Raw genomic sequence first — 21807 nt, 5'->3', positions numbered from 1 at the left:
GGGGCCCCGCCGCTCAGGCCCCCGCGCGCAGTGCCGCCAGGACGCGGTCGGCCGTCGCGCGGTCGCGGGCGGCCGTGAAGGGCAGGTCGTTGCCGCCGGCGATACGGAACGGCGCACCGGACAGCGTGGCCTGCGCGCCGCCCGCCTCCGCGACCAGGAGGAGCCCTGCCGCGTGGTCCCAGGCGAATTCCCAGCTGAAAGCGACCGCGTCGGCCTGGCCCCGGGCCACGGCAAGGTATTCGAGGCCCGCCGAACCGCACGGGCGGGCGGCGAAGCCCTCGGCGCGCAGGCCGAGCAGGGCCCGCTTCTGCTCGTCGGAGGTGTAGTCGGGGTGCGACATCGCTATGCGCAGCGCCGCGTCGGGCGCGGGCGAGCCGGCCCGTATCGCGGTGCCGTCGACCGTCGCGCCCCTCCCCCGCACGGCGACGGCCATCTCGTCCAGGGCGGGCGCGTACGTCCAGGAGGCCAGCAGCTCGCCGTGGTGGGCGAGGGCCACCAGGGTGCAGAAGCCCCGTTCGCCGGCGACGAACTGGCGGGTGCCGTCGACCGGGTCGACGATCCACACCGGGGCGTCGCCGCCCAGCGCCTCGTACACCTTCGGATCGGCGTGGACCGCTTCCTCGCCGACGACCACCGAGCCGGGCAGGAGCCGGAGCAGGGACGCGGTGAGGTGTTCCTCGGCGCGCCGGTCCGCGGTCGTCACGAGGTCGTGCGGGCCGTTCTTCTCGATGACGTCGTCGTCGGCGAGCTGCCGGTAGCGGGGCATGATCTCGGCGGCGGCCGCTGCGCGGACCGCTGCCTCGACCTGGGACAGGTCACCGGTGAGGAAGTCATCGAACATGCCCCCAGCTAAGCATGCGCGTCCCCGGCGCCCTCGACCCGGTGGGGGTCCGGCCGCCGGAGCGCGCGCGGCCCCCGGCGCTCTCGCGCCGGGGGCCGCGTGCGAGGCGGTCGGTCAGCCGTTCACCGTCCACTTCTGGTTCGCGGTGCCCGCGCAGGTCCAGATCTGGAGGCGGGTGGAGTTGGCCGAGCTGTTTCCGGTGACGTCCAGGCACTTGTCGGCCTGCGGGTTGACGATGTCGCGCGCCCCGCTGACCGCCCACTTCTGCGCGGCCGAGCCGTTGCAGTCCCAGAGCTGGACCGGGGTGCCGTCGGCCGTGCCGCCCGAGGCCACGTCGAGGCACTTGCCGAGCGCCCGGATCGTGCCGTCCGTGCCGACGGTCCACCGCTGCGCTTCGCTGCCGTTGCAGTCGTAGAGCTGGACCGGGGTGCCGTTGGCGTTGCTCGCCGCCGCGACGTCCACGCACTTGCCGGCCAGGCCCGTGATCCGGCCGCCCGTCCCGGTCGCGCCGTCGTCGCTGGTGGTGACGCGGACGTGGTCCACGACGAGCTGCTGGGGGAAGGTGGTGCCGCCGTCCGGGTCGCCGGGCCAGTAGCCGCCGACCGCGAGGTTCAGGATGAGGAAGAAGGGCTTGTTGAAGGCCCAGGGGTTGCCGCCGGTGTCGGCGGGGGTGCGGTGCTGGTAGACGTTGCCGTCGACGGACCAGGTGATGGAGTCGGGGGCCCAGTCGACGGCGAAGGTGTGGAAGTCGTCGGCGAAGGCCTGGCCGCCCGGCAGAGTGTAGCCGGCGCCGATCCCCGCGGAGCCGGAGTAACCCGGGCCGTGCAGGGTGCCGTGCACGGTGGAGGGCTCGAAGCCGACGTTCTCCATGACGTCGATCTCGCCGGAGTTGGGCCAGCCGACCTGCCCGATGTCATTGCCGAGCATCCAGAACGCCGGCCACATGCCCTGCCCGCGCGGGACCTTCATCCGTGCCTCGACGTGACCGTACTGCTGGGTGAATTTGCCCGAGGTGTTCAGCCGTGCCGAGGTGTACTGACAGGTCCCGTACCAGCACTGGTAGTTGGACGGGTTCTCCTTGCGGGCGGTGATGACCAGGTGGCCCTGGCCGTCCAGCGCGGCGTTGTTGTTCCCGGACGTGTAGTACTGCCGCTCGTGGTTGTCGACGTTGTCGCCGGTCTCGATCTGCCACTTGGCGCCGTCCACGGCCGAGCCGGCCGGGCCGTCGAACTCGTCGGCGAACGTCGTCGTGGCGGCCGCCGCCGTCTGCGACATCGGGGTGGCGGTCGCGGTGGCGGGACCGCCGCTGCCCACCAGGCCGGCGGTGGCCAGGGCGAGAGCGAGTGCCGGGAGCACGGAGCGCAGCAGGCGGCGCGAGAGACGTGGGGAGTCCATGACTCTCCCTTCCGGGGTGTGAGGGGGAGGAAGGGGAACCCTGTCGCGCACACGATTAGCATGTGCATGACAGGTACAACAGACGCAACAGACGCAAAGCACTTGGTTCGCTACGTGATTTAAGAAGTGAACGAAGTCGGTGTCAAGGCTTTGGTCCGGACCACTGGCCCCACGGCCCCGGATTGCCCCGCGGGGTGCGCAAACATCCGCGTGCGCCATCGCACGTACCGGACAGGAGTCGAAGCGACCACGGGCCGGTGAACGGCACCGGTCCGCAGGCGTTGACGGCAGGCCTGCGGACCGGTGGATTCAGCGCTGTGCGGCGACGGCCGTCACTTCTGCCAGCCGATCGTCTCCGGGAGCGGGGAGAAGAAGATCGTCGCGCCGACGTTGGCGAGGCCCTTCTTCACGCTGTAGGTCGACGGGCCGCTGAACAGCGGGAGGAAGGCGTAGTCCTGGAGCGCCTTCTTCTCGGCCCTGTTGACCGCGGCGACCTGCTCGTCGAGATCGGCGATCCCGGTGGTGGCGCGGATCTCCTTGTCCAGGGCCGGGGAGCCGGCACCGGTCAGGTTGGAGTCACGGTCGGAGCAGAAGAAGTCGCACAGGTAGCGGGCGCCGAACGGGTCCATGGAACGGTTGCCGGCCAGGAAGATGTCGAACCTGCGGTCGCTGAGGATCTTGGAGAAGTCCGCCTCGTCCGCCTTCCTGATCACCAGCTTGACGCCCACGGGCTTCAGCATCGCGACGAAGGCGCCCGCGATGGCCTTGTCCAGCGGGTCGTCCCCCAGGAGGGTGTAGCCGATCTCCAGCTTCTTGCCGTCCTTGGCCCGGACGCCGTCGCTCCCGGGCTTCCAGCCCGCCGCGTCGAGCGTCTTCTTCGCCTCGTCCGGCGCGTACTTCAGTACGGACGAGAGGTTGTCCTCGTAGCCCTTCTGGAAGCTGTAGAGCACCGCCGAGCCGGGCAGCGGCTCCTCGTAGTCGAGCCCCTGGAACTGGATCTTCGCGATCTGGGCCCGGTCGACGCTCTGCTGGACGGCCTTGCGGACGGCCTTGTCCGCGAGGGAGGCGGACTTGGTGTTGAAGTAGAGCGAGTACTCGAACGGGCTGCCGCCGCTGCGGATCTCCGTGCCCTTGAGCCCCTTGACCTGCTTGAGGCTCTCCGCGTCGACGGCGGAGGTGTAGTCGAGCTGGCCGTTCTTGAAGGCGTTGACGGCGGCGGTCGACTCCAGGTTGACGTAGACACGCTTGTCGAGCTTGCCCTTCTTCCCCCACCACTTCGGGTTGCGGACGAAGGTGATGTTGCCCGAGTGCGTGTCCCACTTGCCGACCGTGTACGGGCCCGCGCCCCACTCCGGGTGCGCCTTCTTCACGTACGCCTTGTTGAAGTTGGCGACGGTGGCGGCCTCGGGGTGCAGGAAGGTGGTGAAGAGGGTGGACCAGGAGGCGTTGACACCCTTGAAGGTGATGACGGCCTGCTTGGCGTTCTCGCCCTTCGCCACCGAGGTGATCTTGTCGTAGCCGTCGGTGGACGAGGCGGCGAACTCCTTGTCGGAGCCGTTGTTGGCCTTCCAGGTGGCCTCGATCGCCTTCCAGTCGATCGGGGTGCCGTCATTGAAGGCGGCCTTCGGATTGATCGTCAGGGTGACCTTCTGGTTGCCGCCCTCGACATCGACCTTCACCTCGCTGTAGTAGTCCGGGTTGTACTGCACCTCACCGGTCGGCGAGTACGTGATCGCGTCGGCGTTGTACCAGCCCCAGACCCGCGCGGCGGTCAGCGTCGCGTTGACGTTGAAGGGGTTGCCCTGGTCGTCGAAGGTCCCGGCGGTGGTGTACGTGCCGCCGTCCTTGATGTTCTCGTACGGCTGGGGGTTGTAGTCGACCGCGGCCGAAGCGGCCCTGGGGGCGTCCTTCTTCGCCCCGCCGGCACCGTCGCTCCCGGAGGAGGACGAGCACGCGGTGGCGGCGACGGAGACAGCGGCGATGAGGGCGACGGGCAGGGCCAGTCTTGCGCGCATGGCGGAAGGGTTCCTTCTGATTCGGTGGGCGGGACAGGGTGCCCGTGGGGGGGGCGGGACGGCCTCAGGCGGCGTGACAGGCGTACGTGTGACCGGGCCGGCCGGCCGCCTCGGAGGGCGCGGGGCGTTCCGTACGACAGCGCAGCCGCACCTCCTCGCCGGCGAGCCGGTAGAGGGGACAGCGGTCGACGAACACACAGCCGGCCGGCAGCCGGGCGGCACTCGGCTGCTCGCCCTCCAGCACGACGCGTTCGCGGGTACGTTCGCGCCGCGGGTCGGGGACCGGGATCGCGGACAACAACGCCCGGGTGTACGGGTGCCGGGGGTCGGAGAACAGCGTCTCGGTGTCCCCGGTCTCCACGATGTGGCCCAGGTACATCACGGCGATGCGGTCGGAGACGTACCGGACGACGGCCAGGTCGTGGGCCACCACCAGGTAGGCGAGGCCGAGTTCGCGCTTGAGCCGGGCCAGCAGGTTGATCACCCCCGCCTGCACCGACACGTCCAGGGCGGACAGCGGCTCGTCCAGGACGACCAGTCTCGGTTCGGTCGCGAGCGCGCGGGCGATGCCGATCCGCTGGCGCTGGCCGCCGGAGAGCGCGGCCGGGAAACGGTCGCTCACCGTGTCGTCCAGGCCGACCAGCGTGAGGAGTTCACGGACGCGGGCATGAATCGACGCGCGGTCCCGGCCGATGGCCCTCAGCGGTTCGGCGAGCAGTTCGAAGACGGGCAGCCGTGGGTCGAGGGCCCCCATCGGGTCCTGCATCACGATCTGTACGTCGCGCCGCAACTCCCGCAGCCGGGCGCCGGATTCCGCCGTGCCGACCTCGGTCCCGGCGATCTCGATCCGCCCGCCCTCGGGCCGCTTCAGCCGCAGGATCTCCAGCAGGGTGGTGGTCTTGCCGCTGCCCGACTCCCCCACCAGGCCCAGGGTTTCCCCGGTCCGCAGTTCGAAGCCGACCCCGTTGACGGCCCGCAGTGTGCCGACCCGGCGCTTGAGGACGGCCCCCTTGGTGACCGGGAAGGTCTTCACGAGGTCCTCGACCCGAAGCACCACCTCCCCGACGGACCGGGCTCCGTCGTCGGCGGGCTCGGCAAGCTCGACGGGCTCGACGGGCTCGACGGGCTCGACGGGCTCAGCCTTCCCGACGGCCTCAGCCTGCCCGGTCTGCACGGCGGGCCCGGTCTGCCCGGCGGGCCCGGCGGCCTCACCGGTCCCCGCCGGGTCGAGCGCCCCCGCGGCGATCTCCTCGGCGCGCAGGCAGGCCACGTCCCCGTGCCCGGTGATCCCGCGCAGGGCGGGCTCGTCCGTGCGGCACTCGTCGAGGGCGACGGCGCAGCGGCTCGCGAAGGGGCAGCCGGCCGGGAGGTTCACGAGGGCGGGCGGTTCGCCGCCGATCGGGACCAGGGGGCGGCGCACCCCGCTGTCCACGGTGGGCACGGCGGCGAGCAGGCGGGCGGTGTACGGCATGACGGGCCGCGCGAAGAGTGCGTCGACGCCCGCCCGCTCCACGAACCGGCCCGCGTACATGACGGCGATGTCGTCCGCGTGTCCCGCGACGACCCCGAGGTCGTGGGTGATGAGGACGAGTCCGGCGCCGGTCTCCTTCTGCGCGAGCCGCAGCACGTCCAGGATCTGGGCCTGCACGGTGACGTCGAGCGCGGTGGTGGGCTCGTCCGCGACGAGGACGGACGGTTTGTTGGCGATGGCCATGGCGATGACGACGCGCTGGCGCATGCCGCCGGAGAACTCGTGCGGGAAGGAGGCGGCCCGTTCGCGGGGGTCGGGGATGCCGACGAGGTCGAGCAGTTCGACGGCCTGTTCCCAGGCGGCGCGCTTCGTGAGGCTCTGGTGGACGCGCAGGGCGTCGGAGAGCAGCCGGCCGACGGTGAAGATCGGCGTCAGGGCGGAGAGCGGGTCCTGGAAGACCATCCCGATGGCGTTGCCGCGTATCGCGGAGAGCGCCTTGTCGTCGAGGCCCACCAGGTCCTGCCCGCCGAGCAGCACCTGTCCGCTCAGGTCGGCGGAGGGCGGGAGCAGGCCCATGATGCCCATGGCGGTGGCCGACTTGCCGGAGCCGGATTCGCCGACGATGCCGAGGGTGCGGCCCGGCAGCAGGTCGAAGCCGATGCCGCGCACCGCCGCCACGGGGCCGGACTCGGAGGGGAAGGTGATGCGCAGGTCCCGCACCGAGAGCACCGGGGTGCCCGCGTCGCCGGGCGGCGGGAGGGTGGAGAGGGTCGTCGCGAGGGTCATCGTCGGCCTCCTGCCGCACCGGTCACGGATGTGGGGTCCAGCGCGTCGCGCAGTCCGTCGCCGACGAAGGTCATCGACACGGTGAGCAGGACGACCAGGCCCGCGGGGAAGGCGAACAGCCAGGGCGCGCTGGTGACGGTGCTCGCGCCGTCCGCGAGCATCGTCCCGAGCGAGACATCCGGGGTCTGGACGCCGAACCCGAGGAACGACAGGGCGGTTTCGCTGAGCACGGTCGCCACGACCCCGAGGGTGAGGTTGACGATCAGCAGCGAGCCGAGGTTGGGGATGATGTGGCGCAGGATGACGCGCGACGGGCTCACCCCCATGAACTCGGCCACCGTCACGTAGTCCCGTTCGCGCAGCGAGGTCGAGACGGACCAGATCACGCGCGCGGTGGACATCCAGCCGAACACCGTCAGCACGACGATGAGGACGCGCCAGTCGCCCGCGAGGCGGTGGGAGACCAGAGCGAGGATGAGGAAGGAGGGGACGACGAGCAGGAAGTGGATGGCGGCGAGCGTCGTCTTCTCCACCCGGCCGCCGAAGTACGCGGCGCTGGAGCCGATCACCGCGGCGACGACGATCGTCAGGACGGACACGCTCACGGCGATGGCCAGCGAGCGCCGGAGCCCGTGGACGGCCGATGCGTAGATGTCGTTGCCGCCCTGGTTGGTGCCGAACCAGTGGGTGGCGCTCGGTGCCTGGGTGAGTGCGGCGAAGTCGGCGTCGGAGTACGCGTACGGGGTGAAGAGGCCGCCGAACAGGCTGAACAGCACCAGCAGCACGAAGATCGCCACCCCGGCGACGGCGAGCCGGTTGCGCAGGAAGCGACGCGCATAGAGCCGGGCCAGGCCGGACCCGCGCCGCGCGGGCACCGGCTCCGTCGGACGGGCGGGTTTCCTCAGTTCCGTGAGGTCCACGGCCATGTCAGCTCACCCTCACGCGCGGATCGAGGAAGACGGTGGCGATGTCCGCGAGGATCGCGCCGATCGCGGTCAGGGCGGCGGCGAAGGCGGCCGTGGCGACCGTGCCGTGGATGTCGTTCTTGCTGATGGTCTGGATGAAGTAGCGGCCCATGCCGTTCCAGCCGAAGATCGTCTCGGTGATGATGGCTCCGGTGAAGATGGCGGGGATGCTGAACGCCACGGAGGTCGCCGTCGGGATGAGCGCGGTGCGCAGGGCGTGCCGGCGGATCGCCTTGGTACGGGTGAGACCGGTGGCCCGCGCGGTGCGCACGTAGTCGGCGTTGATCGTGTCGAGCAGGAGCGAGCGCTGGGTCAGGTGGTAGCCGACGTAGCCCATCAGGGTCAGGGTCAGCGTCGGCAGGATCAGGTGCAGCAGGCGGTCGCCGATGGTGGGCAGCAGCCCCTCGACGTTCGGGGAGTTCTCGCCCGCGACGTAGAGGAAGTGCAGCCCGGCGTGCTGGTTGAGCCAGATCGCGACGAAGACGACGGCGAGCGCGGCGACGGAGGTGGGGACGTTGAAGACCGCGATGGACACGGCCTGCGAGATCCGGTCGGCCCAGCCGTACTGCCGGGACGCCGTGTACACGCCCAGCGTGACCCCGATGACGACGGACAGGATCGTGGCCATGACGACCAGTTCGGCGCTGACGAGCGAGCGGTAGCCGATCTCGCCGTTGACGGAGACACCGGTGGGGGACCTGCCCCAGTCGAAGTGGACGACGACGGAGGTGAGCCAGTCCCACCAGCGCTGCACGATCGGCACCTGCGGGTCGAGGTTGTAGGGCGCGAGGGCCCGGCCGATCTGTTCCTCGGTGCGTACGGGCCGCAGTTCCTTGAAGTTCGACCGGGGGTCCAGGAACCAACTGGCCAGGAAGTAGGTGGCGTTGGTCGCCACCACGATCATCAGGAGCCAGCCCGTCGCCTTGCGCGTCACATAGCGCAGCACGGGCGGCACCTCCTCACCGCGCACGGGAGGTGCGCCGTGGAGGCGCCGGATCTGAGGGACGTATGCATGCGCGGTGGTGCTTTCTGGGGGTGGGGGAAGAACGTGCACAGACGTGCGATTGCCAGTCTTGACCGCGCTCCGGCGCCCGCACCAGCTCCGGACGGGTCCCGCCACGACCTCGCAATACCGCTGTAGCAAACAGTCCGGACAGATCATGATTTGTACGGAACCGCCTTGCGCCGGGTTCCGGGCGGGGTCTCGGTGCGGCCGGCGGACTAAACCGCGCTTCGGTGGCGTTGTGCCTGGTCGGAGCCCTTGCGCAGGCAAGTGGACCGGGCGGAAGTGGAGGCATGGCTGTGCACGGTGAGTACAAGGTCCCCGGCGGCAAGCTGGTCGTGGTGGACCTGGAGGTCGAGGGCGGCGCGCTGCGCGGCGTCCGGGTGGCGGGTGACTTCTTCCTGGAGCCGGACGAGGCGATCCTCGCGATCGACGCGGCGCTGGAGGGCGCCCCGGCGACCACGGACACGGTGGCCCTGGCGGCGAGGATCGACGCGGCGCTCCCGGAGTCGACGGTGATGCTCGGCCTCACGTCGGAGGGCGTCGCCGTCGCCGTACGCCGGGCGCTGGCGCACGCCACGGAGTGGAGCGACTACGACTGGCAGCTCATCCACGACGCCCCGCAGTCCCCCGAGCTGCACATGGCGCTGGACGAGGTCATCACGGCGGAGGTCGCGGCGGGCCGGCGCCCGCCGACGCTGCGCGTGTGGGAGTGGGACTCCCCCGCGGTGATCATCGGCAGCTTCCAGTCCCTGCGCAACGAGGTCGACCCCGAGGGCGTCGAACGCCACGGCGTCACGGTCGTCCGGCGCGTCTCCGGGGGCGGCGCGATGTTCGCGGAGCCGAGCAGCACCATCACCTACTCCCTCGCGGTCCCCCAGTCCCTGGTCTCCGGGCTGTCCTTCGCCGACAGCTACGCCTACCTGGACGACTGGGTCCTGGAGGCCCTCGGCGACATGGGCATCAAGGCCTGGTACCAGCCGCTCAACGACATCGCGACCGAGGTCGGAAAGATCGCCGGGGCCGCCCAGAAGCGCGTGGTGGGCCCGGATGGAGGCCCCGGCGCGGTGCTGCACCACGTGACCATGTCGTACGACATCGACGCCGACAAGATGCTCGACGTGCTGCGTATCGGCAAGGAGAAGATGTCCGACAAGGGCACGAAGAGCGCCAAGAAGCGCGTCGACCCGTTGCGCCGGCAGACCGGTCTGCCCCGCCAGGCCGTCATCGAGCGGATGATCGACTCCTTCCGCAACCGCCACGGCCTGACCCGGGGCCAGGTGACCCCCGAGGAGCTGGCAGCCGCCGAGGAACTCGTCCGCACCAAGTTCGCCACGGATGCCTGGACGGCCCGGGTGCCGTAGGGAGACCCGGGCGCCGGCAGGACAGGCCCTAGCCGAAGCCCGGCGGCCGGTGCTCGTGCCAGCGTCGGTCGCTCTCCAGCTGGGCGGCCAGCGCGATGAGGCGTTCCTCGCTGCGGGAGGGGCCGAGGAGCTGGGCGCCGACCGGCAGGCCGTCCGGGGTGAAGCCGGCCGGGACGCTGATGCCGGGCCAGCCCAGCACGTTCCACGGCCAGGCGTACGGGCACGCCTCGGTCATCGCGACATCGGTGCGCCAGGCGCTCAGCCCGTCGAACCTGCCGATCCGGGGCGGCGGCAGCGCGGTCGTCGGGGTGAGCAGCACGTCGAACCCGGCCCCGGAGCGCCCCCGGTGGAACAGCGCGCCGATCCGCCGGTGCTGACGCACCTCCCGGGCCCTGGCCGCGCGCACCACCCGGCCGCCGAGCCGGGTGCCGGTGCGCAGCGCGCTGCGGGTGCGCGCGTCCAGGAGAGCCGGCTCGGGGTGCAGGGCCGCGAGTTCGGCGATGCCGGCGGTGGCGCGGGGCACGAAGCCGAGGCCGATCAGCCCGTAGCGCGGCCGGGCCTCCTCGACGTGGTGGCCGAGCCGGGCCAGCGCCTGCGCGAGTTCGGCGACCGCGCGGAGCACGTCCGGATGGGGCGCCGTGCCGGTGAGGGTGAGCGGCGGGCGCCAGGCCAGGGCGATGCGCAGCCGGCCCGGGTCGCGGCGGGCGGCGGCCGAGGCGTCGATCGGCGGCGGGCGGTACGGGTCGTCGGGGTGCGGGCCCGCGACCGCGTCGAGCAGCAGGGCTGCGTCCGCGACGGTCCTGGCCAGCGGGCCGTTGACGGTGAGGCCCTGGAAGGCGTCGCTGTGCGGGTGCACGGAGATCCGGCCGCGCTGCGGCTTGATGCCGACGAGGTGGGTCCAGGCGGCGGGGATGCGGACGGAGCCCGCCCCGTCCGAGCCGAGGGCGGCGGGCACCAGGCCGGCGGCGACGGCGGCCGCCGAACCTCCGGAGGAGCCGCCCGGGGTGTGCCCGGTGTGCCACGGGTTGCGGGTGGCGCCGAACGCGGCCCCCTCGGTGAACGGCCACTGGCCCAGTTCGCAGGAGTTGGTCTTGCCGACGATCACGGCTCCGGCCGCGCGCAGCCTGCGTACGGCCTCGCTGTCGGCGGTCGCGGCGAGCCGGTCCCCGGCGCAGCCGAAGTGGGTGGGCATCCCGGCGACGTCCGTGTCGTCCTTGACCGCGACCGGCACCCCGAGCAGCGGCAGCCGCTCCCCCGCCGCGAGCCGGCGGTCCGCGTCGGCCGCCTCGGCGAGCGCGGCTTCGGCCCGCAGGTGGCGGAAGGCGTTGAGGGTGCCCTGGCTCGCCTCGATCCGCGCCAGCGCGGCGGAGACCATCTCGGCGGAGGTGGCCCGTCCGTCCGCGAGGGCCCGAGCGGAGTCGGCGAGACCGGGCGGGGCCCCGGTCCGCGGCCGCGCGACGTCCGGTCCTGTGCCGGCCGGTCCCGGGCCGTTCGGCCCCGGGACCGCCCGTCCCGCTCCGTCCGGTGCCGGGTCGTCCATTCGGGTGGTCTCCGCTGAGGACATGGGCCGTTCGCCTCCCTCGTACCGTCAGGTGCGCGCACCTGTCCGCCACCTGTCCGCGCGAACGGACTTACTGGAGGGTAACGAGTGGGGGCGATCCCCTCAACCGTGCGGCGGCGCCCCGGGGACGGACGCCGATCGGCCCGAAGGGCGGCCTCCCCGCCCCCGGCGTACGCTCGATGTGTTCGGACCCAGTCACCCGAACAGTCCCGCCACGACCCTTCGAGGAGGCGACGTGACCGGCTCCCACCTCGGCACACGCCCGGCCGCATGGGCTGCGGCGATCCTGATCGGCGTCACCGGCACGGGCGCGCTCGGCGGTGTCGCCCACGCGGAGGACATCGACCACCTCACCGCCCAGCAGATCGCCGACCGCTCCCGCGACGCGCTGCTCGGCGCGGACTCACTGCATGTGACCTCGCGCGGCGACCTCGGCGAGGGCGGCAGACCCATGTCCCTGGACCTCACCCTGGACCGGCACGGCAACTGCAACGGTTCGGTGGACCTGGGCCGGAGCCAGGGATCGGTGCTGATCGTCAAGCGCGGCGACGACGTGTGGCTGAAGCCGGACGCCGACTTCTGGAAGAACCAGGTGCCCAACGGCGGTTCGGCCTTCGCCGCGATCCTGGGCGACCGCTATCTCAAGGCGCCGGCCGACAACCCCCGGCTGCGCACGCTGACCAAGACGTGTGACCTCAACACCTTCCAGAAGCTCGTCAGCGACAACGCGAACGACGACACGGGCACCCTCAACAAGGGCCGGAAGACGACACTCGGCAAGCAGTCGGTGGTGCCGCTGACCAGGATCCGCGGCAACACGACGCTGACGGTGGACGTGGCGGCGACCGGCAAGCCCTACCCGCTGCGGCTCACCCTGCACGGCGACAACGGCGCGGACGCGGTCGTGAACCTCTCGGACTTCGACGAGCCGGTGCCCAGGACCACGCCCGCGCGGGACGAGTCGTTCGACGTCAGCGCCCTGCTGAGCCGCTCCTCCTCCCCGGTGTGACGCCTTGGCGCCCCATGAGGAGCACGTACAGCACCAGCGAGGAGACAAGCCCGACCGCCCAGCCGTAGTCGGCGAGGGGCTTCAGGAACGGGATCAGGCCGTCCGCAGGGAACGGCCCCTTCCCCGGCTCCGAGTGCGAACCGCCGATCGCCAGTACCCCGCCGACGGCGAAGGCGGTGACGGCCCGCCAGTTCCAGCCGCCCGCGTACCAGTAGCGGCCGCCCGGCCGGTACAGGTCGGCGAGGTCGAGCACGGTGCGCCGCACGATCCAGTAGTCGGCGATCAGGATGCCCGCGACCGTACCGAGCAGTCCGCCGACCAGGCCGAGCCAGGTGAAGATGTACAGCTCGGGTGTCTCGGTCAGCTTCCACGGCATGATCACGACGCCGACGACCCCGGTGATCAGCGCGCCCGTACGGAAGTTGACGAACTTCGGCGCGAGGTTCGCCAGGTCGTACGCGGGTGAGACCACGTTCGCCGCGATGTTCACGGAGATGGTCGCGACGAGCACCGTCACCAGGGCGTAGAGGAGCCCGAAGACGTTGTCGGTGTGGGCGACCAGCTCGACCGGGTCCCAGATCGCCTCGCCGTAGACGGCCTGCGAGCCGGAGGTGACGAGCACCGAGAGCAGCGCGAAGAGGGTCATGGTGGTGGGCAGGCCGAGCGACTGGCCGCGGATCTGGGCCCGTTGGCCCGCGCCGAAGCGGGTGAAGTCGGGGATGTTCAGGGAGAGCGTCGCCCAGAAGGCGATCATCCCCATCAGGGAGGGGAAGAAGACCGGCCAGAAGTCCTTGCCCCAGCCGAGCCTGGAGGGCTGGTCGAGCAGCGGCCCGAAGCCGCCGGCCTTGACGGCGACCCAGATCAGCAGCACCAGGGCGCCGACGATGACGAAGGGCGCCGCCCAGTTCTCGAACCGCCGCAGGGCGTTCATCCCCCGGTAGATGATGGCGAGTTCGAGCGCCCAGAACAGGACGAAGCACAGCCACAGCGTCCAGGGCTGCCCGCCGACCTCGGACGCCTCGGCCCAGCCGCCGAACACCTTGCCCAGCAGGGTGAAGATGCCGACCCCGCCGATCCAGGTCTGGATGCCGAACCAGGCACACGCCACCGCGGCCCGGATCAGGGCGGGCAGGTTGGCGCCGCGCAGCCCGAACGACGCCCGTGCCAGCACCGGGAAGGGGATGCCGTACTTGGGCCCGGCGTGCCCGGTGAGCAGCATCGGCCCGAGCACGATCAGGTTGGCGAGCGCGATGGTGAAGACGGCCTGCTTCCAGTCCATGCCGAGGGCGACGAGACCGGAGGCGAGCAGCCAGGAGGGAATGTTGTGGGCCATGCCGACCCAGAGGGCGGCGAAGTTGTACGTGGTCCAGTCGCGCCGCTCCAGGGGGACGGGCAGCAGGTCCTGGTTGACGAAGCGGTTGTCGTCCGGGGCGGCGCCGGGGCCGAGTTCGACGCGGTCGGGCGGGGCGGCGGATATCGGGTCCTGGGACGGGGGTGGCGGGGCGGTCGATGTCATGGCGGCTGAACCCTTCGCTCGGGGCGGTGCCGTGCGGGGAGCGGGCGCGGGGGGGTGTGGGGAGCGGGCGCGGGGGGTGTGGGGACGGCCGGGGGGGGCGGCCGTCAGTCGGTGAGGGCGGGGATGACGGTGGAGCCGTAGGCGTCGATGGTCGCCTCGCGGGCGTCGTGCATGTTGTAGACGGCGAACTGGTCGACGCCCAGCCCCTTGAGGTGCTTCAGCTTCTCGATCTGGGCCTCGGCCGGGCCGAGCAGGCAGAAGCGGTCCACGATCGCGTCGGGGACGAAGTCGGTGGACGGGTTCCCGGCACGGCCGTGGTGGCTGTAGTCGTAGCCCTGCCGGCCCTTGATGTACGCGGTCAGCTCGTCGGGGACGAGGCCGGAGTGCTCGCCGTACCGGGAGACGAGGTCGGCGACGTGGTTGCCGACCATCCCGCCGAACCAGCGGCACTGGTCGCGGGCGTGGGCGAGGGCGTCCGGCGAGTCGTCGGCGGTGACGTAGGCGGGGGCGGCGACGCAGATCGTCACGGCGTCCGGATCGCGTCCGGCCCCGGCCGCCGCGTCCCGTACCGCCTTGATCATCCACTCGGTGAGGTACGGGTCGGCGAGCTGGAGGATGAAGCCGTCGGCCTTCTGCCCGGCGAGCGCGAGCGCCTTGGGACCGTACGCGGCCATCCAGACCGGGAGCCGGCCGTCCTTGACCCAGGGGAGCCGGACCGGCTGCCCGTCGACGGCCGCCTCGCGGCCCTCGGCGAGGTCGCGGATGACGTCGATGGCCTCACCGAGCCTGGCCAGGGTGTTGGGGCGGCGCCCGGCGACGCGCATCGCCGAGTCGCCCCGGCCGATCCCGCACACGGTCCGGTTGCCGTACATGTCGTTGAGCGTGGCGAAGGTGGAGGCGGTGACCTCCCAGGTGCGGGTGCCGGGGTTGGTGACCATGGGGCCGACGACGAGGTGGTCGGTGTGTTCGAGGATGCTGCTGTAGATGACGAAGGGCTCCTGCCAGAGCACCGCCGAGTCGAAGGTCCAGCCGTAGCGGAACCCGTTGCGTTCGGCGCGGCGCATCAGGCCGACGACGGCCGATGCGGGCGGGTCCGTCTGGAGGACGAGTCCGAAGTCCATGCCGTCAACTCCTAGTCCAGGTACTGACAGGTGGCGCGGGGCGTGTAGCTGCCGTGACCGGCGCGGCCGGTGTAGGTGCGGCGGTCGATGACGACCTCACCGCGCGAGAGGACCGTCTCCACCTGGCCGGTGAGCCGCTTGCCCTCGTACGCCGAGTAGTCGACGTTCATGTGGTGGGTGGCGGCCGACACGGTCTGTTCGGCCGCCGGGTCGTAGACGACGATGTCGGCGTCCGCGCCGGGCGCGATGGTGCCCTTCTTCGGGTAGAGGCCGAACATCCGGGCCGGGGACGCGCAGGCGATCTCGATCCAGCGGCGGCGCGAGATGTGGCCGTCGACGACGGCCTGGTGCAGGAGGTCCATGCGGTTCTCGACGCCCGGCATGCCGTTGGGGATCTTCGAGAAGTCGCCGCGCCCCATCTCCTTCTGGCCGGAGAAGCAGAAGGGGCAGTGGTCGGTCGAGACGACCTGGAGTTCGTTGTTGCGCAGCCCGCGCCAGAGGGCTTCCTGGTGCTCCCTGGGCCGCAGCGGGGTGGAGCAGACGTATTTGGCGCCCTCGAAGTCCGGCTCGGCGAGGTTGTCGGTGGACAGGAAGAGGTACTGCGGGCAGGTCTCGCCGAAGACGGGCAGCCCCTTGTGGCGGGCGGCGGCGATCTCGGCGACGGCCTCGTCCGCGGAGACGTGCACGACGTACAAGGGCGATCCGGCGACGCGGGCGAGCTGGATCGCCCGGTGCGTGGCCTCGGCCTCCAGCGCCACCTTCCGTACGTCCCCGTGGTGGCGGGGGTCGGTGCGGCCCGCGGCGAGCGCCTGCTCGACCAGGACGTCGATGGCGATGCCGTTCTCCGCGTGCATCATGATCAGGCCGCCGTTGGACTCGGCCCGCTGCATGGCGCGCAGGATCTGTCCGTCGTCGCTGTAGAAGACGCCCGGGTAGGCCATGAACAGCTTGAAGGACGTGATGCCCTCCGCCACCAGGAGGTCCATCTCCTTGAGCGAGGACTCGTTCACGTCGGCGAGGATCATGTGGAACGCGTAGTCGATGGCGCAGTTGCCGTCCGCCTTGGCGTACCAGGCGTCGAGGCCCTCGCGCAGTGAGCGGCCGACCGACTGGATGGCGAAGTCCACGATGGTGGTGGTGCCGCCCCAGGCCGCGGCGCGGGTGCCGGTCTCGAAGGTGTCGGCGGCGTAGGTGCCGCCGAACGGCATCTCCATGTGGGTGTGCGCGTCGACGCCGCCCGGGATGACGTACTTGCCGGTGGCGTCGATGCTCCGCTCGGCGCTCCAGCCGGCCGCCTCGTCGGTGCCGTGGGCGGCGAGCGCGGCGACGCGGCCGCCGTCGACGAGTACGTCCGCGTGCATCTCGTCCGACGCGGTGACGACCAGGCCACCGCGGATGACGGTACGGCTCATGGGTACCCCTCCTGGTTGTGCTGAAGGTGGAGCGGGGTGCGGGGCCTGGCCGGCCGCCGCACCCACGCCGTTGTCGGCTGTCAGCCCGCCGCGCGCAGCGCGTCGGCGAGGATCTCCGCGCCCTCCTCGGCCTCCGGGATCGCGAGCGAGAGGGGCGGTGCGATACGCAGCACGCTGGTGTTGTGACCGCCTCCCTTGCCGATGAGCAGGCCGCCTTCGCGGGCCGCCTCCAGGACCGCGGCGGCCGCCTCGGGGTCGGCCTCGTCGGTGCCGGGCTTCACCAGTTCGACGCCGATCATGAGGCCCCGGCCGCGCACCTCCCGTACCCGCTCCGAGCCCGCGCCGACCGCGCGCAGCCGCTCGATGAGCAGGCCGCCGACCCGGCGGGCGTTGCCCTGGAGATCGTGTTCGAGGAGGTACGAGAGGTTGGCGAGGCCGGCCGCCATGGTGACCGGGGAACCGCCGAACGTCGAGATGGAGTTGGCGTCCAGGCAGTTCATGACCTCGGCACGGGCGACGACCCCGCCGATGGACATGCCGTTGCCGATGCCCTTGGCGAAGGTGAGGATGTCGGGCGGCCCGTTCTGCGCGTGGGCCTGCCAGCCCCAGAAGTGTTCGCCGGAGCGCCCCCAGCCGGTCTGCACCTCGTCGGAGATCCACAGGATGCCGTGCCGGTCCAGGACTTCGCGGAACGCGCCGTACAGGCCGTCGGGCGGTGAGGTGAAGCCGCCGACGCCCTGGATGGGTTCGGCGATCAGCGCGGCCGGGGTCCGGGTGTGGCCGAGGAGGTCCTCCAGGTCCGCGACGCAGGCGGCGGTGAACTCCGCGTCGCTCAGGTGCGCGTAGGGGCCGCGGGTGCGGACGCCGCCGTGCACGTAGAGCGTCTGGAGGGGCGAGAGGCTGGTGGGCGACCAGGCGTTGTTGCCGGTGATGGAGACCGCGGAGAAGGACCGGCCGTGGTAGCTGTTGCGCATCGCGAGGATCTGGTTCGACCTGCGGTACGTGGTGGCCAGGAGCAGGGCCGTGTCGTTGGCCTCGGTGCCGGATGTGGTGAAGAAGACCCGGGCGTCGGGGATGCCGGAGAGCGAGGCGATGCGCTCGGCCAGCTCGATCATCGTGCGGTTCAGGTAGAGCGTGGAGGAGTGGATGATCCGCCCGGCCTGCTCGCTGACCGCCTTGGTGACCTCGGGCAGGGCGTGGGCGGTCATGGTGGTGAGGATGCCGCCGAAGAAGTCGAGGTAGCGGTTGCCGTCGGCGTCCCAGACGTAACGGCCCTCGCCGTGGGTGATCTCCAGCGGGTGGCGGTAGTAGAGCGCCAGCCAGTCGGGGCTGACGGCGAGGTGGCGGTGGTGGAGGCTGCTCACGGCTCGACCAGCCCCTCGTACGCGTCGGGCCGGCGGTCCCGGTAGAACGCCCACTGCTGCCGCACCTCTTCGATGAGCCCGAAGTCCAGGTCGCGCACGAGGAGTTCCTCCTCCTTGTCGCTGGCGACGTCGCCGACGAACTGGCCGCGCGGGTCCACGAAGTAGCTGGTGCCGTAGAAGTCGTTGTCGCCGTACTCCTCCTGGCCGACGCGGTTGATCGCGGCGATGAAGTACTCGTTGGCGACGGCGGACGCGGGCTGTTCCAGCTGCCAGAGGTAGCCGGAGAGACCGCGCGAGGTGGCCGACGGGTTGTACACCAACTGGGCTCCGTTCAGGCCCAGTTGTCGCCAGCCCTCGGGGAAGTGGCGGTCGTAGCAGATGTAGACGCCGACCTTGCCCACCGCGGTGTCGAAGACCGGCCAGCCGACGTTGCCGGGTTTGAAGTAGTACTTCTCCCAGAATCCCTTGACCTGCGGGATGTGGTGCTTGCGGTACTTGCCGAGGTACGAGCCGTCCGCGTCGATCACGGCGGCGGTGTTGTAGTAGAAGCCGGACTGCTCCAGCTCGAAGACCGGGACGACGATCACCATGCCGGTCTCGCGGGCCAGTTCCCGCATCCGGCTGACGGTCGGGCCGTCCGGCACCGGCTCGGCCCAGCGGTAGTGCTCCGGCTCCTGCACCTGGCAGAAGTAGGGGGCGTTGAACACCTCCTGGAAGCCGATGATCTGCGCCCCTTGCCGGGCGGCCTCGCGGGCGTGCTCCTCGTGCTTCGCGATCATGGATTCGGTGTCGCCGGTCCAGGTCGCCTGGACGAGGGCGGCGCGTACGACGTGGGACATGAGCTGCTCCTTCGACGCGGCGTCAGAGAGCCTCTTGGTGCTTCTACGCCCGTAGACACGTGCGTAGGGGAGAACGTAAGCCCCGTCACACGGCGGGGCAAGACCATCGCAGTGAACCGGCTGAGTCGATCATGTTTCACACCCGTGCGGGCCAGTGCGGGCGGCGGCGCGCCACGCACCGCTCAGCCGATGCCCGCCACCCGCAGGGCGTGCTCCACGTCCCGCTCCCGCGCGACGGACACCGTACGGGCCGCCGCCAGCAGTTGCGGTACGAGATGACGCGGATCGCTCTCCGCGATCCTGGCCGCGTCCTGCGGTGAACGCACCCGGACGAAGGCGCCGAGCAGCGCCTGCGCCTGCGCGGACCGGCCGGCCCGGTCGAGGGCGGCCACGGCGTCGGCGATCTCGGCGGCCGGCCGGGCCACGCCCTGGCGCAGCAGCTGCCCGCAGTCGTCCGGGCGTCCCGCGGCCGCGAGGGCGTCCGCGGCGGCCGCCAGCGCGGTCGGCGGCAGCGAGGCCACCTCCCACAGCAGGGTCGCCCAGTCCGCGCCGAGCCCCGCGCGGTGGAGTTCGACGGCGAGGAGCGGCAGCCGCTCCGCGGGCAGTGCGGCCGCCTCGCAGAGCACGACGTGCGCCTCACCGCTGCGGCCCTCGGCGCGCAGCCGGAGCAGGGCGCCGACGGTCGCCCGCGCGGACCGGAGGGCGGCGGGGCCGGGAGGGGCGGCACGCGGCGCGGCACTCACCCCGGCGGGGGCACCGCCGAAGCGCGCGCCGCGCGGTGAGGCGGCGGGCGGGGCGGGCAGTACGGGCACGGCCTCCACGAGCCCCTCGCCGTCGGTCTCCAGCCCGGCGAACCGGGCGCCTCGGGGCTTCCCGCGAACGCGGGCCGGGGGTGCGGGCGACGTGGCGGCCGGGGTGGGGCCGGGCGGGCGGCGCTGTGCCGGGACCGCCGCGTCCGTGGCGGCGGCCTCCGCCGCGCCCCCCGGCGGCTCCGGGCCCTCCGTCGCCGCATCCCGCACCGCGTCCAGCACCGCCTCCAGCCGTCCGCGCAGCTCGGCGCACCGGGCCGTGGCGCGCTCGTGGTCGTCGCGGGCCCAGGCGGCGGCCCCCGCGTCCGTCCCCGCCCCGCCGCCCGTCCGGGCCGTCCGCAACCGGTGCGCGGCGTGCGCCTGTTCGCGCAGCATCAGCTGGAGCCGCTCCACCAGCTGCTCGCGCCCGCCGGGGCGGCGGTCGTGGGCGACGGCGCAGTCCGCGTAGAGGGCGGCCGCCCGTACGGACGCCTGTTCCGCGTACGCGGCGCCGTGTACGGCCGCGAGGTCCGCGAAGAGGGAGTCCACCACGTCCCAGGGGGGCAGTTCCGCCCCCTCCAGACAGGCCCGCATCCCCTCGGGGTCGCGCCGGCAGAAGACGCCGTACCACCCCCGCCCGGGATCGAGCAGCGCCGCCAGCTCTCGCAGGCTGCGCGCGAACTCACCTATGGACACCGCTTGCTGATGCACCGTCATCGTCGCCCTCGGCCGCCGTGGACTGGAACGTTCCAGTGGACGGCATTCGACCGCAGCCGTGTTTCGGGACGGCTACGCGCAGTTTGCGGGCCGGAGGCGGCCGGTACGCGGGCGCAGGCGGCCGACACGGGGCGGGGCGTGCGGGCTGGCGGTCAGAAGGTGATGGCGATCCCGGTGTGCGGGCGCTTGCCGAGCCGGACGATCATCGCCGGGTAGTCGAGCAGCCAGTACTTCCAGGTGTACTTGCGGCCGATGGCGCGGCGCACGGCGGCCGTCCCGCGCTCGTCGAGCAGCCTGCCGGTCCCCTCGGCGCTCACGGCGCCCTCCTCGGTCCGGCCGCGCACATCGCAGACGGTGACCCGGACCCGGCTGTCGTTGCGCAGCCGCTTGACCTTCCAGGAGTCGGTCCTGGTCCAGACGACCAGTTCGTCGCCGTCGGCCGCCGCCCAGACCGGGGTGGCGACCGGCGTGCCGTCCTTGCGGTACGTGGTGAGGCTGACGTACTCGCTGCGGGCGAAGTCCTGGAGGCTCATGGGCCCAGCGTAGGCCGTGCTGCCGGCGCTATCCGGCCAGAGGCACGACCTCCGGCACCGCGGCGCAGCTCACCAGCAGCTCGTCCATGGAGAGACCGAGCGCGCCGGCCAGGGCGGCGACGGTGAAGAACGCGGGGGTGGGGGCGCGGCCGGTCTCGATCTTCCGCAGGGTCTCGGCCGAGATTCCGGCGTGGGCGGCGATCGCGGCCATGCTGCGGCCGGCGCGCGCTTGCCGCAGCAGCAGGCCGAGCCGTTCGCCGCGCAGGCGCTCTTCGGGGGTCAGGGGGGTTCGTACCATGCCGTCATTCTAATACCGCTCGGACCGGTATAGTAATTGGCATGGTGCAACTCAAGACGGACACATCCATCGAAGCCATGCGCGCGGCCGGCCGGGTCGTGGCGCAGATACTGACAGCCGCCCGGGAAGCGGCCGCCATCGGCGTCACCCTGCGCGAACTCGACGAGGTGGCGCGCGGGGTGCTGCGCGAGGCGGGCGCCGGCTCGCCGTTCCTCGGATACCGGCCGCACTTCGCCCCGGTCCCCTTCCCTGCGGTCATCTGCGCGTCGGTCAACGACGCGATCGTGCACGGCATCCCGACCGACTACCGGCTGCGCGACGGCGACCTGGTGAGCATCGACGCGGGCGCGACCCTGGACGGCTGGGCCGGCGACTCGGCGATCAGCTTCACCGTGGGCAGGGCCCGCCCGGCCGACACCCGGCTCATCGACACCGCGTACGCGGCCCTGGACGCGGGAATCGCCGCGGCCACCGTCGGCAACCGGATCGGTGACATCGCGCACGCCATCGGCACGGTCTGCCGCACCGCCGGCTACGGCATCCCCGAGGGGTTCGGCGGGCACGGCGTGGGCCGCGAGATGCACGAGGACCCGGGCGTGCCCAACGAAGGCCGGCCGGGGCGCGGCATGCCGCTGCGGCACGGGATGGTGCTGGCCATCGAGCCGATGCTGATCGCCGGCGGGGTGGACACCTACCGGGCGGACCTGGACGGCTGGACGCTGCGGTCGACCGACGGCAGCCGGGCCGCGCACGCCGAGCACACCGTGGCGATCACGGACGACGGCCCCCGCATTCTGACCGCCCTCTGA

General features: G+C 72.0%; 18 protein-coding genes. 3 read left to right on the top strand and 15 right to left on the bottom strand.

Annotated features, from left to right (window positions below):
- Positions 1-13 precede the first annotated feature (13 nt).
- From P8A18_RS29385 to P8A18_RS29360, 6 genes are all read right to left on the bottom strand, one after another.
- Entirely contained in the window at positions 14-841 is an 828-nt protein-coding gene (locus tag P8A18_RS29385; protein ID WP_306059384.1) for an inositol monophosphatase family protein, read from the bottom strand.
- 114 nt (positions 842-955) lie between these two features.
- On the bottom strand, positions 956-2236 hold the full coding sequence (locus tag P8A18_RS29380) for an RICIN domain-containing protein (RefSeq protein WP_306059382.1): 1281 nt from the start codon (positions 2234-2236) through the stop codon (positions 956-958).
- 332 nt (positions 2237-2568) lie between these two features.
- Complete coding sequence (locus P8A18_RS29375) at positions 2569-4251, bottom strand: ABC transporter family substrate-binding protein (protein WP_306059380.1); 1683 nt, start codon at positions 4249-4251, stop codon at positions 2569-2571.
- A 64-nt stretch (positions 4252-4315) separates the two neighbouring features.
- Positions 4316-6508, bottom strand: a complete 2193-nt coding sequence (locus tag P8A18_RS29370; RefSeq protein WP_306059377.1) for a dipeptide ABC transporter ATP-binding protein — start codon at positions 6506-6508, stop codon at positions 4316-4318.
- Positions 6505-7434, bottom strand: coding sequence for an ABC transporter permease (locus P8A18_RS29365; protein ID WP_306059375.1), 930 nt, complete (start codon positions 7432-7434; stop codon positions 6505-6507). Before P8A18_RS29365 ends, P8A18_RS29370 begins: the two co-directional genes overlap by 4 nt.
- 1 nt (position 7435) lies before the next feature.
- Positions 7436-8419 (bottom strand): ABC transporter permease, encoded by a 984-nt coding sequence (locus P8A18_RS29360; RefSeq protein WP_360459554.1) that lies wholly within the window; start codon positions 8417-8419, stop codon positions 7436-7438.
- A gap of 356 nt (positions 8420-8775) precedes the next feature.
- On the opposite strand from P8A18_RS29360, the gene lplAB reads away from it, so the two are divergent.
- Positions 8776-9840 carry a lipoate-protein ligase LplAB gene (lplAB, locus tag P8A18_RS29355; protein ID WP_306061216.1) on the top strand — a complete coding sequence of 355 codons (1065 nt, stop codon included), beginning with the start codon at positions 8776-8778 and terminating at the stop codon, positions 9838-9840.
- A 28-nt stretch (positions 9841-9868) separates the two neighbouring features.
- Here lplAB and P8A18_RS29350 read toward each other — a convergent pair whose 3' ends face one another.
- The gene (locus P8A18_RS29350) at positions 9869-11404 is read right to left on the bottom strand and encodes an amidase (RefSeq protein WP_306059370.1); all 1536 of its coding nucleotides are present in this window, start codon (positions 11402-11404) and stop codon (positions 9869-9871) included.
- 232 nt (positions 11405-11636) lie between these two features.
- Between P8A18_RS29350 and P8A18_RS29345 the strand changes: the two genes are divergently transcribed.
- Positions 11637-12410 carry a hypothetical protein gene (locus P8A18_RS29345; RefSeq protein ID WP_306059368.1) on the top strand — a complete coding sequence of 258 codons (774 nt, stop codon included), beginning with the start codon at positions 11637-11639 and terminating at the stop codon, positions 12408-12410.
- On the opposite strand, the gene P8A18_RS29340 is transcribed toward P8A18_RS29345, so the two are convergent.
- The 8 genes from P8A18_RS29340 to P8A18_RS29305 form a co-directional block, all read right to left on the bottom strand.
- Positions 12373-13926: an NCS1 family nucleobase:cation symporter-1 gene (locus P8A18_RS29340; RefSeq protein WP_306059365.1), complete on the bottom strand. Its 1554-nt coding sequence runs from the start codon at positions 13924-13926 to the stop codon at positions 12373-12375. The genes P8A18_RS29345 and P8A18_RS29340 overlap by 38 nt on opposite strands.
- Positions 13927-14030: 104 nt before the next feature.
- Entirely contained in the window at positions 14031-15047 is a 1017-nt protein-coding gene (locus P8A18_RS29335) for a TIGR03842 family LLM class F420-dependent oxidoreductase (protein ID WP_018552676.1), read from the bottom strand.
- 11 nt (positions 15048-15058) lie between these two features.
- Positions 15059-16459 (bottom strand): dihydropyrimidinase, encoded by a 1401-nt coding sequence (gene hydA / locus P8A18_RS29330; RefSeq protein WP_306059363.1) that lies wholly within the window; start codon positions 16457-16459, stop codon positions 15059-15061.
- Positions 16460-16539: 80 nt separating this feature from the next.
- Positions 16540-17823: an aspartate aminotransferase family protein gene (locus P8A18_RS29325; protein WP_306059361.1), complete on the bottom strand. Its 1284-nt coding sequence runs from the start codon at positions 17821-17823 to the stop codon at positions 16540-16542.
- Positions 17820-18662 (bottom strand): nitrilase-related carbon-nitrogen hydrolase, encoded by an 843-nt coding sequence (locus P8A18_RS29320; protein ID WP_018552679.1) that lies wholly within the window; start codon positions 18660-18662, stop codon positions 17820-17822. The genes P8A18_RS29325 and P8A18_RS29320 overlap by 4 nt, the downstream gene beginning before the upstream one ends.
- A gap of 182 nt (positions 18663-18844) precedes the next feature.
- Positions 18845-20167: a hypothetical protein gene (locus P8A18_RS29315; RefSeq protein WP_306059358.1), complete on the bottom strand. Its 1323-nt coding sequence runs from the start codon at positions 20165-20167 to the stop codon at positions 18845-18847.
- A 152-nt stretch (positions 20168-20319) separates the two neighbouring features.
- Positions 20320-20700: a PPOX class F420-dependent oxidoreductase gene (locus P8A18_RS29310; protein WP_018552681.1), complete on the bottom strand. Its 381-nt coding sequence runs from the start codon at positions 20698-20700 to the stop codon at positions 20320-20322.
- Positions 20701-20728: 28 nt separating this feature from the next.
- Positions 20729-20998 carry a helix-turn-helix domain-containing protein gene (locus P8A18_RS29305; protein ID WP_306059356.1) on the bottom strand — a complete coding sequence of 90 codons (270 nt, stop codon included), beginning with the start codon at positions 20996-20998 and terminating at the stop codon, positions 20729-20731.
- 41 nt (positions 20999-21039) lie between these two features.
- On the opposite strand from P8A18_RS29305, the gene map reads away from it, so the two are divergent.
- Entirely contained in the window at positions 21040-21807 is a 768-nt protein-coding gene (gene map / locus P8A18_RS29300) for a type I methionyl aminopeptidase (RefSeq protein ID WP_306059354.1), read from the top strand.

The sequence above is a fragment of the Streptomyces sp. Mut1 genome (assembly GCF_030719295.1).
Classification (GTDB): domain Bacteria; phylum Actinomycetota; class Actinomycetes; order Streptomycetales; family Streptomycetaceae; genus Streptomyces; species Streptomyces castrisilvae.
Note: the sequence above shows the minus strand (reverse complement) of the source record. Positions and strands in the feature narration are given on the sequence as shown.